The sequence below is a fragment of the Rhodothermales bacterium genome, from assembly GCA_041391505.1.
In the GTDB taxonomy this organism is placed as follows: Bacteria; Bacteroidota; Rhodothermia; order Rhodothermales; family JAHQVL01; genus JAWKNW01.
In genome coordinates, this window is sequence record JAWKNW010000002.1 from 393,485 (window position 1) to 409,461 (window position 15,977).

Genomic DNA, 15,977 nt, shown 5'->3' on the forward strand with positions numbered 1-15,977 from the left:
GCACGCACAAGTAATCACATGCGAAACCCTGTCGATCGCCTCATCCGAGTCATGATGTTTGGTGTGGGTGTCGTTGGTTTGCTGCTCTATGTAGTCTTTCATCTTTAACGGCATCCTGCGGACTGAGCATCGAAACGCACAACCTGTGATCCGGGTTGTGCGTTTTCGTTTAATGGGAGGTAACTGACGGGCGCGATGTGTATAATGGCGTCCCTTTCCCCCAACGCCGGCCCCATCCGGCGCGGCGGTCCCCCCTCAAACCATCCCTGTAGCCGTATTCTATCGCTGCCATGCAAGAGGTCATCATCGTTGGCGACCGGGTGCTCATCGAACCCGAGAATGGAGAAAAGCAGACGCAATCCGGTCTGTATCTGCCGGCTACGGTTACCGATCAGGAACGCGTCAGCATAGGCCGCGTCGTGCGCACGGGTCCGGGTTACGTGATCCCCAACCCGGAATACTCGGAGACGGAATCATGGGCTCCGTCCCGCGACGCCGCCCGGTATCTCCCCCTGCAGGCCCGCCCGGGCGACCTGGCCTTTTTCCTGCGGAAGGAGTTGATCGAGATCTCGCTCAACGGAAAAGACTACGTGATCGTCCCCCACGGCGCCATCCTCGCGCTGATCCGGGATAACCCCGAGGACCTCCTGAGCGGGATCGAAGGGCTGGAGACGCTGTAGCCCCCTTTATCCTCCTCCCTGGGGCCGGCGCGGCAGACGCGCGGGCACGGCGCGGCGCGGACTCGCCGGCGTCGGGCGAGGCGGCTGTTCACCGAGGATCGCGGTCACCTCATCGAGCGACAGATCCTCCCAGGTGCCGTCGGCATGCTCGATCCATACCCGATCGTGGAAGATGTCGAGTTTCTGGATGATGCCCTCTCCCTGGTGCGTGGTGATCGGGGTATCGACGGCGGGAAACGAGCGGAGCGCGCTCATGTACTGCTCCAGTTCGTAGTTCAGGCAGCACTTGAGTCGACCGCACTGGCCGCTGAGGCGAACCGGGTTGAGCGGCAGGTTCTGGACGCGGGCCGCCTGGGTGGATACCGGTTTAAAGTCCTGCAACCACGTCGAGCAGCAGAGTTCGCGCCCGCACGAACCGATGCCGCCGATCCGCGCGGCTTCGTCGCGCGCGCCGATCTGGCGCAGCTCGACGCGGGTCCGGAACCGCCGCGCGAGTTCGCGCACCAGCTCCCTGAAATCGACCCGATGGTCGGCGGTAAAATAAAACGTGATCTTCTTCTGGTCGAACTGCCACTCCGCATCGACGAGCTTCATGGGGAGATTCATGTGGTCGATCGTCCGCCGGCCTACCAGAAACGCCTCCGCCTCCTCCTCCTTGATCGCCTCCCACCGTTCGATGTCCTTCAGGGTGGCGAGCCGGGCGATTCCCGGAAATTCGTGCTCCTCGTCGAGGCCTTTCGATTTCATCCGCAGCCGAACCATTTCACCGACGAGGTGCACCGATCCGAAATCGATCCCGCGATCCGCTTCGACGATGACGAAGTCGCCGGTCTGCAGTTCGAGATTCTCGGCGTTGCGATAGACCCCTTTGCGCCCCCCTTTGAAAGCGATTTCGACGAGCGGGTACACGACGGGCGCGGTGACGATCCCGAGATCCGTCAGCCAGTCGTAGGCCTGCATCGACGGGCACGAGGACGAGCCGGCCTTGCCGGAACCGCACCCGCCCTGGCTGCCGCATCCACCTCCACTGCTGCAAGAACTACAAGCCACGATGATTGGGATCAAGGTTCACGATGTGCGCTTCGACGCGCCGGGTGACGCGACGCAGGCAGGGCAATATCGCCGTTGGCCGCGCCAATTGCTAGCTGAGCGCCTCCTCGGGCGAAGCGAGCGGTACGTAGAGGCGCTCGACGGGCCGGCCGTGCATCGCGTTATGCAGCGAAAGCGCCAGCACCGTCAGCGTCAGGGACACGTGCGTATTCCGCCCGATGAGGGCCATCGCTTCCTCTACATACCCGATCATGGCCTCCAGGTTTGCCCGCGGCACGCCATCACAGAATTTCTGGATCGTCTCGCCCTGGTCGCTGTTGACGAGCAGGGCCTGTTCGCGCTGATGGCGGAACAGCAGCAAATCGCGGATCCAGCTCATCAGGAGGATGAGCCATCCCTTGAGGCGTTCGCGGCCGAGGGCGCCGAGGCTCACGATGCGGTCGGACAGCTTGTCGATGTGCCCGGTGTAGGCCAGCCGCATGAATTCGACGACCTGCTCGCGATGGGCGAGGAGTTCCTCGTTGCCGGCGAGTTCGAGTGCGGCCGAATACGAACCGTTCGACATGCGGGCGAGCATCTTCGCGGCGTCGGGCGGCATCTGCGCCCGGCTTTCCAGCGCGGCGGCGATGGCCTCGTTCGAGAGCGGGTCGAAACGCAGCCGCTGGCACCGGGACAGGATGGTGGGCAATAGTTTGTCCGTGCGCGACGTGATCAGGATGAAGACGGTCCGCGGCGACGGTTCTTCGAGCAATTTGAGGAAGGCATTGGCGGCTTCGACGCGCATGAACTCGACGTCGGTCAGGATCGCCACTTTGTGCCGGCCCTCCACCGGCTTGAAACTCATCGAGCGGCGCAGTTCCTGGTGCATGCGCGCCACCGTGTAGATCGCCTGCTTGTTCGACACCTTGGAGGCGTCGTTGAGGAACGGCCGGCGGATAAAATCGATTACCGCATACGGGTTTTCGGCCAGCAAACGCAGGCGCTCGGCCACTTCCGTTTCGTCGACGTCGCCCGGGTAGGGGAACAGCACCTGCACGTCGGGATGGATCAGCCGCGCCACTTTCTGGCAGGGGAGGCATTCCCCGCAGGCTTCCGGCTGATCGCGTTCGCATTGCAGGGCCTTCGCCAGCTCGATGGCGGCAGCGCGTTTTCCGCTGCCTTCCGGGCCATAAAAGAGATAGGCGTGCGCGAGGCGCTGTTGCTCCAGGCCGCGCCGCATCACATCGACGGCGCGTTCCTGACCGATTATCGAACTCCAGGCCATGCGAATGGGGAAGGTGCGGGTTACATGTGCGGGCGGCACGGCCGCAGGACGCGGATCGTGACGACGGGAAATTACAAAAAATGCCGAGGAATGGGTGGGAGACGAAACAAAATCCTCCGTCCGGGCGATTATAGGCACGCTGCACGATTCGGCAGCCCAGGGCGCGGTAGCTCAGCTGGTTAGAGCGTCGGATTCATAACCCGGAGGTCGAGAGTTCAAGTCTCTCTCGCGCCACGTAATGACACACTTGACGAAAAAAGCCTGGCAGGTTTGACCTGCCAGGCTTTTTCATGTTCTGCCCGGACATGAGGAGCGGGCCGGGACACGATCCCCCTGTCGGGGGGACACGAAATAGCGTGGCCCTACGCCTCGACCTCTTCTTCGGCTTCTTTGGTGACCTTGTCCTGGATGTTGCGGGGCATCGGTTCGTACTGCAGGAACGACGCCTTGTGCAGGCCGCGGCCTTGCGTCATGGAACGCAGGATCGTGGCGTACCGGTACAGCTCGGCCTCGGGCACCTGGGCGACGATTTTCTGCAACACGCCTTCGCCCTCGATGCCCTGGATGCGCCCGCGGCGGACGTTGAGGTCGCCCATGACTTCCCCCGTGTAGGCGCCGGGCACCATCACTTCGAGCGTGCAGATCGGCTCGAGAATGACGGGCTGCGCCTGGCGGAACGCGTCGCGGAATCCCATCCGGCCGGCGGTCTTGAACGCCGCGTCGTTCGAGTCGACCGCGTGCATGCTCCCGTCGAAGATCACCACGCGGACGTCGCCCACGGGATAGCCGGCGATCGGGCCGCGCTGCATCGCTTCGAGGATGCCTTTCTGGATCGAGCCGGCGAACCGCCGCATGTCGATCACGCCGCCGACGATGGCGTCGACAAAATGCAGCTTCGCCCCCCAGGCCGTTTCGAGGACCGTCTCGCCGCGGACCGAGATGTCCGCCGGCGGTTTGAAGTCGCCGTTATAGGGTTCGACAAGCAGCGAGATATCGGCGAACTGGCCGGCGCCGCCGGTTTGTTTCTTGTGGCGATAGGCCGCGCGCGCCGTGTTCTGGATGGTTTCGCGGTACGAGATCCTGGGTTTGATGTACTCCATGTCCACGCCGAACCGGTTCTTGAGCCTGAACTGGGCGATGGCCAGGTGCATTTCGCCCTGTCCGCCGAGCAGCATCTGGCTCAGATGGGGATCCAGCGTCACCACGAGCGACGGGTCTTCGTTGGAGAGCGCGTGCAGGCCCTGCGCGAGCTTGTCTTCCTCGCCCTGTTTCTGCGGACGCACGGCGGTGACGTACCGCGGTTCGGGGAAGGTGATGCCCTTGATCGCCACGTTGCTCCCTTTGGCGCGCAGGGTGTTGTTGGAGTGCGTGTTTTTCAGCTTTACCAGCGCGCCGATATCGCCGGCGAACATTTTGGCGACCTGATCGCGCTCGTGGCCGTTGATGGCGTAGAGCTGGCCGAGCCGCTCCGTGGCACCGGTCTGGGCGTTCTCCAGGTCCATCCCCTGTTCGAGCACTCCCGAATAGACCCGGAAGAACGAATACTCGCCCACATGCGCTTCCGCCATGGTGCGGTACACGAAGGCGACCGGCGGGCCGTCGCTGGTCGTTTTGACCGGATCGCCGGAATCCGTCGCGGCCGGCGGCATCTCGATCGGCGAGGGGCACACGTTGGCGATGAACTGCATGAGCCGGCTGACCCCGATGTTCTCCGTGGCGCTCGCGATAAAAATCGGGAAGAGCTGCCGCTTGAGCATCTCGACATGGAGGCCGTGCCGCATCTCATCCTCCGACAGCGAGCCCTGTTCGAAGTACCGCTCCATCAGCGTCTCATCGTTTTCGGCGATGCTCTCGATCAGTTCGTTGTGGAGTTGATCGGCTTCCTCCTTAAAAGCCGGATCGATCTCGCCGACCTTCACCTCCCCTTTGCCCGCGCCGAAGGTGAGCTGCTTCATGAGGAGCACATCGATGATCCCGCGCGAGCCGGGGCCGGCGGGCAGTTGCACCACGGCGGCGCCGCGTCCGAACCGTTCCCGGATCTGGCCTACCAGGTCCCGAAAGTTCGCCTCGCTCCGGTCGAGTTGATTGAGTACGAACATGGCCGGGATCCCATGCTCTTCCGCCTCCTTCCAGGCCGTTTCCGTGCCGACCTGGATGCCTTCCGCCGCGTTGATCACAAAAACGGCGGTATCGGCCACCTTGAGGGCCATGATCATCTCGCCCACGAAATCCGGATACCCCGGCACGTCGAGGACGTTCAGCTTGACGCCGTTGTTGTCGACATGCACCAGCGACGAAAAAACCGACATCTGGCGCTCTTTTTCACTCGGATGATAGTCGCTGACCGTGGTCCCTTCCGCTATCGAGCCCATGCGCTGGACCGCGCCGCTATTTAGCAGCATCGCTTCGGTCAGCATCGTCTTGCCACTCCCCTGATGCCCTACCAACGCGATGTTGCGGATGTGTTCAACGTCGTAAACCTTCATAGTCATCCTCCATATGATTCCCCGGGCCCAGGCTCCGCGGTCAGCCCGCGAGGCGGCCGGCATGATGGGCCGGCTGAAGAGCCACGCTGTATCGCTAAAAAGAACGGGAAGCGCTTTTTTGCGCCTCGATCCGTTTCCGCTGATGGCATATCGCTGGAACGACCGGCGCATCGCCCTCGCCGGGCCGGCCGGTTCATTGTCCTCGCATGTCAATTCGGGATGCCGCCGGCGCCCGATAGACGCCGCGACCGGTTGTAAGTATACGCCAGGGAATCTAAGAATCAAGGAGATTATGTGAACAGCGAAATCGCGTTTTTTTCGGGCGCCGCCGCGCCGCGCGCCGGGGGCAAGGGCACCGTTTTCTGCCCGCATCGTTAGAGCACCCCCGCATTCATGCCCGCCATCCATCCCACGCACATCGTGCCCACCGACGACCCGCTCCTGCTCGCCCTCGAGACCGCCACCGACAGCTGCGGCGTGGCGCTCGCCCGCGGCGCGGAGGTGCTCGTCGCCCAGACCCTCGGAACGCCGCGCTCGCATGCCGAGTGGTTGCCCGCCCTGATCCAGGACGCCCTCCGCTACGCGCACGTCCGCCCCGAAGACCTCGACGCCGTCGCCGTCTCGATGGGTCCGGGGTCGTATACCGGCTTGCGGATCGGGGTCAGCGCGGCCAAAGGGTTGTGTTTCGCGCGCGGGATCCCCCTGATCGGGATCCCTACGCTGGAGGCCCTCGCGTGGGTGTGCCTGCCCTTCACGCAGCCGGGAGACCGGATGGCCGTGGCGCTCAATTCGCGGCGCGACGAGGTCTATCTCGGCGTCTTTGAGGCGCTCGACGGGGGCGGGATGGCCGAGACCGTCCCGGCGAGCGCGCTCGCCGTCGCTGAGACACCGGCCGTGATGCCCACCGCCTATCCGGGCGCCCTGTGGGTGATCGGCGAGGGCGCGCGGGCGATCGAAGCCGGCTGCCGCGCGGTCGCCGGCGACGCGACGCGTCTGGTGCCGGGCATTGCGCCGTCGCCCGTCACGGTGGCGCGGCGCGGACTCGAGCGCTGGCGACAGGGCGCTTTCGAGGATCTGGCATCCTTCGAGCCGTTTTACCTGAAAGACTTCATCCCCTTGGAGAAAAGGGGGACGCTGTTCGATCGATTGCCTTTTGGGGGCAAAGCGACCTGACCGGTAGCTGCAAGCCCCAGGGCGCGCGGTCGCAGTGCGACGGCCTCAACACAAAATCCAACGCCGGCCCGGTACCTGTCTTAACTTAAAACGTCGTACCTTAGGGGCTGCCCGTTCGCAGCCCGCCTCACCCACACCTGTTTCATCAAAACGCACGCACCGCATGAGCTGGTTCAAACGCACCGACGCCGGCATCCGCACCACAAAAAGCGAACAGAACGACGTGCCGGAGGGCCAGTGGGCCAAGGATCCGGAAACAGGCGAGATCATCAACGCGCGCGTGCTGCAGGAGAACGCCCTCGTTTTCCCGAATTCCGGGCACCACCTCAGCATGAGCGCCCGGGAATACTTCGATCTGCTGTTCGACGATTCCGTCTACGAACTGTACGACACCGAACTCAGCGCCGTCGATGCACTCGACTTCGTCGACCGCAAGTCGTACGCCGGCCGCATCGCCGCCGCGCAGAACAAGACCGGCCTGAGCGACGCCGCCAGCGGCGCCATGGGCAACGTGGGCGGCCACCGGATGTCGATTGCCGCCATGGACTTCTCGTTCATCGGCGGATCCATGGGGTCCGTGGTGGGGGAAGTGATCAGCCGCGCCATCAAACGCGCGTACACCGAGCGCGTCCCGCTCCTCGTCATCTCCCAGAGCGGCGGCGCACGCATGATGGAGGGGGCGCTGAGCCTCATGCAGATGGCCAAGACCAGCGCGCACCTCGCCCAGCTCCATGAGACCGGCATGCCCTACATTTCGCTGCTCACGGACCCGACGACCGGCGGCGTGACGGCGTCGTTTGCGATGCTGGGCGATTTCAACATCGCCGAGCCCGGCGCCCTGATCGGGTTCGCCGGCCCGCGCGTCATCCGCGAGTCGATCGGCCAGGAGCTGCCCAAGGGCTTCCAGCGGGCCGAGTTTCTCAAGGAGCACGGATTTATCGACTTCATCGTCGACCGCCGGCACCTGCGCGCGCGCCTCATCCAGCTGCTGGATCTGATCCTGGAAAAGAAGCCCGCCGCGTGAACGGAGGCTACAAAAATACACGAGCCCGCTCCGTTTCCGGACCAGGCTCGTGGTATACAGGAGTTCGCATGATTAAGCTGAATCAGGCTTGAGCGAACGGTATGCCACGTACAAAATGTCCTTTTTTTTGCCCGTGACCGCATCCTGACGCCGCAAACGAGGAAATTCTTTCCATCGGCGCCGGCATCCTTTGCCCACAGGCCCTTCCCGCATCCCGGCCCGGCGACCACGCCCGGCACCAAACAATAAAACCCGTCCCTGGTGTAGCCATGATTACACCGGGAACGGGTTTTATTACCCTTTACCCATGATGTTGTCTCCCGCTCTTCACGCCGGGCTCGCCGTCACGCTCTTTCCAACGATGCGCATCGGGGACGGGTGTCGAACACCGGGCTGAACCGGTCCCCGAGCCGCATGGCCTTCTGGAGTGCAACAGACAAACGAACTAACGGCGACAAATCCTACGACGACGACCCGAATCCCTTCGTGCCGCGCATTTTCGAAAGTGTCTAAAAGAGCACAGAAACGATCGTCACCAAAAGAAGCACGATGATACCCAACAACAGCCCCACTGCCGCGCGTTCCCACGGGTCATTGGGATTGTACTTCATGTCGGATTGTTGGTACTTGGTTGATGATTGCACGTAAGCAGTATACACCTTATATCGGACGGACCACATCACACATCAATGGTGAAGTTGTCACAAGATTCCGGCTGTTTTGATACAGTTTCGGACGCATGGTGTGAATCGAATCTTCATCCGGAACGGCGATTTCAGGCACGTCGGCGGGACCGGAAAAACACGCCGCGAAGGGGTATTTTGCCGGCAAGACGTGCCTCGTGCCGGCAGGCAGACAGGGCTACAGGCTGTTGTTAGCTGGCTGATAGCCAGGCGCAAAACCCGGCGGACGCGCGGGGTGCGCGGGCCGTGGAAACCGGACAAGTTGCGCGAACGATCGGCGGGTTCGCGCCGGCGTGGCTTTCATCGGCAGGCCGGAACATGGCGGCCGTGGCGGTTCAAGGCGTCCCGCGAAGCCAGGGCGGGGTCCTCCCAGCGCGCCGGGCGATCACCGCAGTGATCGAGGGCGCGCCGGCCGTCAGTCGTGCCCCTTGAACGGGTATGGAAGGCCGATCTTGCCGGAATCGTACAGGGTCGCGGCAAAACGCTGGCCGTCGGAGTGGCGCTTCAGCGTCAGGATATGCGTTCCCCAGCGCTGAATGCCAGGCAAAGCCAGATCGGAAACCCCGAGATCCGTGACGCCAATCACCCGATAGCGTTCGCCCTCGACCTCGAGCAGGGTGCCTTCTTCGATGGGTAGTGCGTTAGTCATGATGGTTTGCGCAGATGTTCTTTTCTCCCACATAACGCTACGCATAAAGATCGGCGACATCATCACGCATCCGTGTTAAACCTGTCACAGGATCGCCGCAATATCCGCATAACCGGTACGCCGGCAGGGGGGTCGCGCCGGATCGTAAAGGTTTGCCGGCTCGGGCCGATACTGACATCGCATACGCGCTCACGCTAATAACCTGGCAGTGCGGTGAATATCCGGGTAGTTTACGCCCGACGATCGAACCGGTCTCATTCCGCTTCCCTCCGATGTCTACGCCCACACCCGACCCACTCCGCTCCCCGCAGTGCCTCACCTGCACGGCGGCCGGTATGCAGAACGCCTATCCGCTGGATCCGCCGGCGGGCGAAGACCGGTCTCATGCGGAAGCCCCCTGGGTCGCCTTCTGCCTGAGCCAGGATCTGCGGTATCTGAACGTAAATGACCTGTTCACGCAGCTGAACGGGCAGCCGATGGAGGCGTTCATCGGGAATAAAGCAGGGGCCTGCGGCGAAAAGCCCGACTTGACGCGCGCCATCGAGGCCTTCGCCGGCGGCGAGTCCCTCAGCGAACGGATCGACATCGCGTTCGAATCGCCCGAGGGACCGCGGTACATCGCGATGACCTTCTATCGTACGTCGCCGGCGGCCCCGATCATGGTCATGGGGTTCGACATCACCGACCGCGTCGCGATGGAAGCCGAACTGCGACGTATGCAGGAGCGGTCCGAACGGATCGCCCGGGATCTGGAGCTGGCCAACCTGATCGCGAACCAGATGGCGCAGGAAGCCCAGTCCGCCAACCAGGCCAAAAGCGATTTCCTGGCCAACATGAGCCACGAAATCCGGACGCCGATGAACGGCATCATCGGCATGACGAGCCTGCTCCTCGAATCCACGTTGGACGACGACCAGCTCGACTACACGCAGACCATCGAATATTCCGCCGGCGCCCTCCTCTCGATCATCAACGACATCCTCGATTTCTCGAAGATCGAGGCCGGCAAAATCGATTTCGAGTACCGGGATTTTAATCTCAACCGGCTGCTGGGCGGGGTGGTCGACCTGCTCCACACCCGGGCACGGGAGAAGGGCGTCGCCCTTACCTGTCTGCTGCATCCCAACGTCCCCGTCTGGCTCCATGGCGACGAGGGGCGGATCCGGCAGGTCCTCCTCAACCTCGTCAACAACGCAGTCAAGTTTACCGACTCCGGGGATGTGACCATCCGGTGCGCGCGTCGGTACGAAACGGACGACGAGGTTTCGCTCCACCTTTCCGTCGAGGATACCGGGATCGGGATCTCGATCGAGGCGCGCGAGCGGCTCTTCCAGGCCTTTTCGCAGGCCGACTCGTCGACCACGCGCAAATACGGCGGGACCGGCCTCGGCCTCGCGATTTCGCGCCAGATCGTGGAGTTGATGGATGGAGAGATCGGCGTGGACAGCGAACCCGGCGTGGGTTCGACATTCTGGTTCACGATCACGCTGAAAAAGAGCAAGATCGCGCACGAAGTCGCGACCGTGCAGGACGGCGTCGCCGGCAAGCGCGCGTTGGTCTGCGCCCGGCACGACGCCTCGCGCGAGTTGCTGTACGTCCTCCTCGAGCACGACCGCTGCCTCGTCGAGGCGTTCGAAAGCGTGGCGGCCTTGTTTGACGACGACGCCATCTCGCACGAAAGCCTCGAGCAGATCGATCTGATCATGCTGGACGAGGCGGCGTTGACCGATCCGGCCATGGCCGCCCTGCTGGATCTCAACTGCGCGTCGGCCAGCCCCGCCCGCGTGGTTTTCATCCCCGATATCACGAACAGCTTCCCCTCCATCCCCGCGTATGTCGAGGCCATCGTGCCCTGGCCGCTCAAGAACGACCCAATCCGCAACACCCTGCGCACCCTGTTTGCGCCCGCGCAAACGAGTCAACCGCATCCGACCGCGACGGCGGCGGAGCGCCTCTACGTTCCGGAAGCGCGCATCCTGCTCGTCGAGGACAACGAGATCAACCAGCGCGTGTCGCAGCGCATCATCGAGCGGTACGGCTGCACGATCGACTGTGCGACGAACGGGCGCGACGCCCTCGCGATCGTCGCCGGCGGAAACTACGATCTGGTCTTCATGGACTGCCAGATGCCCGTCATGGATGGGTTCGAGGCGACCCGGCTCATACGGGATTTCGAACGTCAGTACGCGCTCACCGCGGTCCCGATCGTCGCGATGACCGCCAACGCCCTCAAGGGCGACCGCGAGCGCTGCCTCGAAGCCGGCATGGACGATTACATCGCCAAACCCGTGCATCCCACCCAGATCGAAGCGGCGCTGCGCAAGTGGATTCCGCAGCACATCGTCATCTATTCCGACGAGAGCACCGCCGGCGCCCTCAAAAAATAACCATGAAGTGGCGCATTTACGGAGCCGATTGCTTATTTTAGGCCTCTCTATTCTCTGGCTCCACGCCGCCTGACGCCCCCGGCGATCACGCGCGCATTCCCGTCCCCCGATCGGGTCGATTCAAACCGGCACGCGGTTTATCGACTTTCCACGTCCTCCGAGTATTCCGGTGTATCGCTATGTTCGTTCCCAACCGACTGCGGGGCGCTGCGCGCTTCCGTCCCGTCTTGATGTTGTGCGCTCTGCTCGCTTTCCCCGCCGCCGCCCTGGCGCAACAGTGTTATATCGAGCAAGCCTATCAGTGCGGTCCAGGCTCGCTCTGCGCTGAAGACGGCACCTGCAAACCCATCGCCACCGTCATCCCCGGGACGATTTACTGGGTCGACCAGGCTACCGGCAACGACACAAACGACGGTTCGCAACTGCGCCCCTGGAAGACGATCACGCGCGCGGCCCAGGGCAATGAATTGACGCCGGGCGACGGCGTGCTCGTGCGGGCGGGCACCTATTACGAAGAGATCGTCCCCAAACGCGGCGGCACGCCCGGTCTGCCCATCACCTATGCGGCCAACCCGGGCGAGGACGTCATCGTTTCCGGCGCCGAGCCCCTGCCGGGCGTATGGACGAAGAGCGGCAACGTCTGGTCGATGAAATGGCCCTACGACAGTTGGCTCGTGGGCGACCTGAACAAGCTCGTCTACAACCGCAACGGGGTCATGAAATACGACGCCGCCCGGCATGCCGAAATGGTCATCGCCGCCGGCGAGGTGCTCAAACCCTACTACAACAACATCGATACGTGGCAGCCGGCCTATACCCCCACGAGCCTGCCCGAAGGGACGTTTTTCGTCAAGGGCACCGGCTCGCTGACGTCGATCGGCAAGCCCGAGACCGTCTACGTGCGTTTGCCCGGCGACGCCAACCCGAACCAGGTCCGGATGGAAACGAGCCGGAAAGGGCATCTCTTCAACCCTTCGGGCAACGTCGAATGCTCCGCGAAGGTGCCGGGCAGCGGCCTGCCGCCGCACAGCCACCTGCGCCTCGCCGGCTTCACCTTCCGTCATCTCGCCAATATCCTCAAACAGGGCGCGGTGTGCACGGGAAATGAAGGCACCCTGATCGACAACATCGTCATCGAGTGGACGAACGGCACGGGAATCCTGTTGTTCGGGAGCCACCAGCGCGTACGCGGCGTCCGGGCCTACTACAACGGGATCGACGGCTTCAAAGGCGGCGTCAACGAATCCCAGGGCTGCGACGACTGCACCGTGGCGCACAGCGTGGCCAAATACAACAACTGGAAGGGATACGACCCCTACCACGAGTCGGGCGGGGGCAAGTGGACGTATACCACGAACAGCCTGTTCACCCAGCTCGATTTCTCCGAGAACGAGGGCCCCGGCCTCTGGCTGGACACCGACAACACGAACAACATCATCGAGCGCAGCCGCTTCCACTCGAACATGGGCGTCAACCTCTTCATCGAGGTGAACAGCGACGGCAACCTGGTGCGCAACAACGTCAGCACCATGGCGCGGACGGCGCAGCCGGCGCCCGGCGACACGTGGTATGTGAAGTGGAACGGGATCGTGGGCAACCGATTCATCGGCCACGGGATGGTGGTGGACGTGAGCGAGGGCAACATGGTGGTGCACAACACCTTCATGGGCAACCTCGCCAGCGGTCTGCGCATCGGCTCCGACGAGCGGGGCGACGCCACGAACACCGGGTTTTACAACAACCTGTTCCTCGACAACGTGCGCGGACAGGCCAGCGCCGAGCTGGCGTATGAAAAATACGTCGACGTGACGCCGGCGCTGACCAACCACGGCGGCGGCAACGCGTACTGGCCGCATAATTCCACCGCGTTCTCCACGTTCCACTTCCAGCCCAAGGGCGGCGCGTCCATCCCGGGCTTCGAGACCAACGCGCTGCCGGCGTGGCGGACGTGGTCGAAGACCGATCTCTCCTCCACGATGGTGGACAAGTCGGCGCCGCACGTTACCGACCTGAACGACCCGTTCGCCGGCTGGATGCTGGCCGACGGCTCCCAGTTTTCCGGCAAGGCCGCGGCGCTCCCGGCCGGCGTGCCGAAGGTTACAAACGACTTCTTTGGCAACCCGCGTCCGCTTTCGGGCGCCGCGCTCGGCGCGCACGAGGGCGCCACGCCCTTTATCGACGTCGCCTACCGCGCCGGCCACAACCTCGTCGGCCTGCCGCTCGACGTGGCCGACGCGGATGTCGACGCCGTATTTCCCGATGCGACGGGCGGCACGCTCCTGACCTTCAACGGCGTGTCGTTCGTCCCGCCGATCCCGGCCACGCTGGTGCCCGGCGCCGGCTACTGGCTACGGTTCCCCGCCAACGGAACGCAGCGCGTCGCCGGCATCCCCGCCGCGTCGCGGACCTGGTCCCTGCACACCGGCTGGAACATCGTGTCCGGACCGACCTGCGCGGTGACGCTGGCGCAGGTGAACGACCCGGCCGGCATCATCGACCCCGATCTGTTCTTCGGCTACGAGAACACCTTCGTCGTGCCCGAGAACCAGCTGCTCGAGCCCGGGAAGGGCTACTGGGTTTTCGCGAAGAAGACCGGCAGCGTGACGCTGACCTGCGGCAGCGCGTCGAAGGCGTCGCCGGCGGTGGCCGCGCGCGCGCCGGAAGGGCCCCGGGTGGTCGTCCAGACCGGCGCCGGCCTCGCGCAGACGCTGTCCTGGCGCCCGGATGCCGCCTCGTCGGCCGCCATGCCGCCGGCCCCCGCGGGCACGGGGCTGGACGTCCGCTTCATGGATGGACGCCTGGCGTCGGCCCGGATCGACGGAGCGACGCTGCTGCTCCAGGCCGGCGCGCCGGCTTCGGCGACGTTTTTGGATCTGGATGGAGGCGCCTACGCACTCGACGTGTTCGACTCCGCCGGCGCGCGCATCGCGACGCTCCCGATCGTATCCGGCGCGGCGACGCCGATCCCCGGCGCGGGGGCGCGCCGCCTCGTCGTGCGCGCCGCGGACGCGGGCGCGACGCCGGTCTCCTTCGCGCTGGAGCAGAACTACCCGAACCCGTTCCGCGACCGGACGGCCATCCGCTACGCCCTGCCCGAGGCCGGCCCGGTGACGCTGCGCGTCGTCGACGTGCTCGGGCGCGAGGTGCTCCGCGTGATCGATGCCGATCAGCCCGCCGGCTGGCATAGCGCCACGCTCGACGCAACGCAGCTCCCGAGCGGGGTCTATCTGTACGAGATGGAAGCCGGCGCCTATCGCGCCGTGCGCCAGTTCCTCGTCGTCCGCTGATGCCTTCGTGATCCATCACGCCCACCTCACCGACACCGACGTGCGCCGGTTGCTGCGCTCGGGCGACATCGCCTGGGCGGGCAACCGGCGTTTGCGCATCTACGGGACGCTGCGCTGCTGGAGCGGCAAGCGCATGAAACGCGCGAATCGGGTCTTCTTCCGTTCGGAAGCCGACGCCATCGCCGCCGGCTTCCGTCCGTGCGGCCACTGCATGCGGGGCGCGACCTCCGCGCGAAAACCAGTCTGATCCCGCCGGACTTGCCTATTTTGATATTATTCACCATATCTTAAGGCGGTGTCCACGGACGCCCTCTACCCCTGCGCGCGCCTGACATCACCACCTCGGCGCACGGGGCCTCTGCATCCACCAATACCCACTCTACCTGGAGGTTCAGTATGCGTATCCAGTTTTTTATGCTCACCATCTTTCTGGGGGTCATCCTTTCCGTCCATCTTGCCATGAACGGGCAGGTAGGGGCGATCATGCGCAACCCGAAAGTGGCCAATGCCGTGTTCTGGTGCATCGGGGCCCTCACCGCCGTAGCGATCGGCGTGACCGGCTGGCAGTCGGGCGCCCTGACCCCGCTCAAGGACATCAACAAGCTGCTCCTCCTCGCCGGCGCGATGGGCGCGGCGCTCGTGTTCGCCATCGCCTGGATTCTTCAGCCCGGTCGCATGGACGCCGGCTCGTTCTTCGTCACCCTGCTCGCCGGTCAGATCATCACCGGCCTCGTGCTGAGCCATTTCGGCTGGCTGGGCCAGGAGATCAACCCCATCACCATGATGAAAGTCATCGGCGTCATCCTCATGATGGCCGGCGCGGCGATCGTCACATTTTATAAGTGAGCGCCGAAAGCGCTTTCACCCTCCACCCTGTAACCTGTGTGCTGATGGAAAAAGTTAAGATTGGACGTACCGATGTCACGGTGTCCGCCCTGTGCTACGGCACCGACCTGATTGGAAGCAAGATCGACGAGGCGCATTCGTTCGAACTGTTCGACCTCTTCCGCGCGCATGGCGGCACCTTTCTGGACACCGGCAACTTCTACGCCGCCTGGCTGGATGGCTTCGAGGGCGGCGACAGCGAAAGGACGATCGGCAACTGGATGAAGGCCCGCGGCTGCCGGAACGAGATGGCGATCTCGACGAAGCTCGGTTTCGACTATCCGGGGTCGCCCGGCGGCCTCACCGCGTCCGAGATCGAACGCGAGTGCGAAAAAAGCCTGAAGCGGATGCAGACCGACCGGATCGACGTCTACTACGCCCATCGGGACGACTTCGACACGCCGATGGA

At 63.9% G+C, this 15,977-nt stretch carries 12 protein-coding genes and 1 tRNA gene; 9 read left to right on the forward strand and 4 right to left on the reverse strand.

What is annotated here, in order from left to right; genetic code table 11:
* The first annotated feature begins 290 nt into the window (after positions 1-290).
* Positions 291-680: a co-chaperone GroES family protein gene (locus R2834_03580; GenBank protein MEZ4699389.1), complete on the forward strand. Its 390-nt coding sequence runs from the start codon at positions 291-293 to the stop codon at positions 678-680.
* 6 nt (positions 681-686) lie between these two features.
* Here the strand turns inward: R2834_03580 and ricT are convergent, their stop codons facing one another.
* Together ricT and holB are read right to left on the reverse strand one after the other, a co-directional pair.
* Complete coding sequence (gene ricT, locus R2834_03585) at positions 687-1,730, reverse strand: regulatory iron-sulfur-containing complex subunit RicT (GenBank protein ID MEZ4699390.1); 1,044 nt, start codon at positions 1,728-1,730, stop codon at positions 687-689.
* Positions 1,731-1,821: 91 nt separating this feature from the next.
* Entirely contained in the window at positions 1,822-2,994 is a 1,173-nt protein-coding gene (gene holB / locus R2834_03590) for a DNA polymerase III subunit delta' (GenBank protein MEZ4699391.1), read from the reverse strand.
* Between the two features lie 160 nt (positions 2,995-3,154).
* Here holB and R2834_03595 point away from each other — a divergent pair.
* Positions 3,155-3,228, forward strand: a tRNA-Met gene (locus R2834_03595).
* Positions 3,229-3,356: 128 nt separating this feature from the next.
* Here the strand turns inward: R2834_03595 and R2834_03600 are convergent.
* Positions 3,357-5,480: an elongation factor G gene (locus R2834_03600; protein MEZ4699392.1), complete on the reverse strand. Its 2,124-nt coding sequence runs from the start codon at positions 5,478-5,480 to the stop codon at positions 3,357-3,359.
* 393 nt (positions 5,481-5,873) lie between these two features.
* Here R2834_03600 and tsaB point away from each other — a divergent pair, with 393 nt between their 5' ends.
* Positions 5,874-6,653, forward strand: coding sequence for a tRNA (adenosine(37)-N6)-threonylcarbamoyltransferase complex dimerization subunit type 1 TsaB (gene tsaB, locus R2834_03605; protein ID MEZ4699393.1), 780 nt, complete (start codon positions 5,874-5,876; stop codon positions 6,651-6,653).
* A 163-nt stretch (positions 6,654-6,816) separates the two neighbouring features.
* On the forward strand, positions 6,817-7,677 hold the full coding sequence (gene accD / locus R2834_03610; protein ID MEZ4699394.1) for an acetyl-CoA carboxylase, carboxyltransferase subunit beta: 861 nt from the start codon (positions 6,817-6,819) through the stop codon (positions 7,675-7,677).
* Between the two features lie 1,098 nt (positions 7,678-8,775).
* On the opposite strand, the gene R2834_03615 is transcribed toward accD, so the two are convergent.
* Positions 8,776-9,009, reverse strand: a complete 234-nt coding sequence (locus R2834_03615; GenBank protein MEZ4699395.1) for a hypothetical protein — start codon at positions 9,007-9,009, stop codon at positions 8,776-8,778.
* 272 nt (positions 9,010-9,281) lie between these two features.
* Here R2834_03615 and R2834_03620 point away from each other — a divergent pair, with 272 nt between their 5' ends.
* From R2834_03620 to R2834_03640, 5 genes are all read left to right on the forward strand, one after another.
* Positions 9,282-11,396 carry an ATP-binding protein gene (locus tag R2834_03620; GenBank protein MEZ4699396.1) on the forward strand — a complete coding sequence of 705 codons (2,115 nt, stop codon included), beginning with the start codon at positions 9,282-9,284 and terminating at the stop codon, positions 11,394-11,396.
* A gap of 230 nt (positions 11,397-11,626) precedes the next feature.
* Positions 11,627-14,683, forward strand: a complete 3,057-nt coding sequence (locus tag R2834_03625) for a right-handed parallel beta-helix repeat-containing protein (GenBank protein MEZ4699397.1) — start codon at positions 11,627-11,629, stop codon at positions 14,681-14,683.
* Positions 14,684-14,690: 7 nt separating this feature from the next.
* A complete protein-coding gene (locus R2834_03630) occupies positions 14,691-14,930 on the forward strand; it encodes an Ada metal-binding domain-containing protein (GenBank protein MEZ4699398.1) in 240 nt (79 codons plus the stop codon).
* 149 nt (positions 14,931-15,079) lie between these two features.
* On the forward strand, positions 15,080-15,529 hold the full coding sequence (locus tag R2834_03635) for a DMT family transporter (protein ID MEZ4699399.1): 450 nt from the start codon (positions 15,080-15,082) through the stop codon (positions 15,527-15,529).
* 44 nt (positions 15,530-15,573) lie between these two features.
* Positions 15,574-15,977 (forward strand): aldo/keto reductase (locus R2834_03640; protein MEZ4699400.1); only part of this gene is annotated, 404 nt, incomplete at its 3' end.

Bases quoted from the DNA above. Each gene is read 5' to 3' on its own strand.
- accD (MEZ4699394.1), top strand. From the start codon at position 6,817: ATGAGCTGGTTCAAACGCACCGACGCCGGCATCCGCACCACAAAAAGC.
- R2834_03635 (MEZ4699399.1), top strand. From the start codon at position 15,080: ATGCGTATCCAGTTTTTTATGCTCACCATCTTTCTGGGGGTCATCCTT.
- holB (MEZ4699391.1), bottom strand. From the start codon at position 2,994: ATGGCCTGGAGTTCGATAATCGGTCAGGAACGCGCCGTCGATGTGATG.
- tsaB (MEZ4699393.1), top strand. From the start codon at position 5,874: ATGCCCGCCATCCATCCCACGCACATCGTGCCCACCGACGACCCGCTC.
- R2834_03580 (MEZ4699389.1), top strand. From the start codon at position 291: ATGCAAGAGGTCATCATCGTTGGCGACCGGGTGCTCATCGAACCCGAG.
- R2834_03620 (MEZ4699396.1), top strand. From the start codon at position 9,282: ATGTCTACGCCCACACCCGACCCACTCCGCTCCCCGCAGTGCCTCACC.
- R2834_03600 (MEZ4699392.1), bottom strand. From the start codon at position 5,480: ATGAAGGTTTACGACGTTGAACACATCCGCAACATCGCGTTGGTAGGG.
- R2834_03615 (MEZ4699395.1), bottom strand. From the start codon at position 9,009: ATGACTAACGCACTACCCATCGAAGAAGGCACCCTGCTCGAGGTCGAG.
- R2834_03625 (MEZ4699397.1), top strand. From the start codon at position 11,627: ATGTTGTGCGCTCTGCTCGCTTTCCCCGCCGCCGCCCTGGCGCAACAG.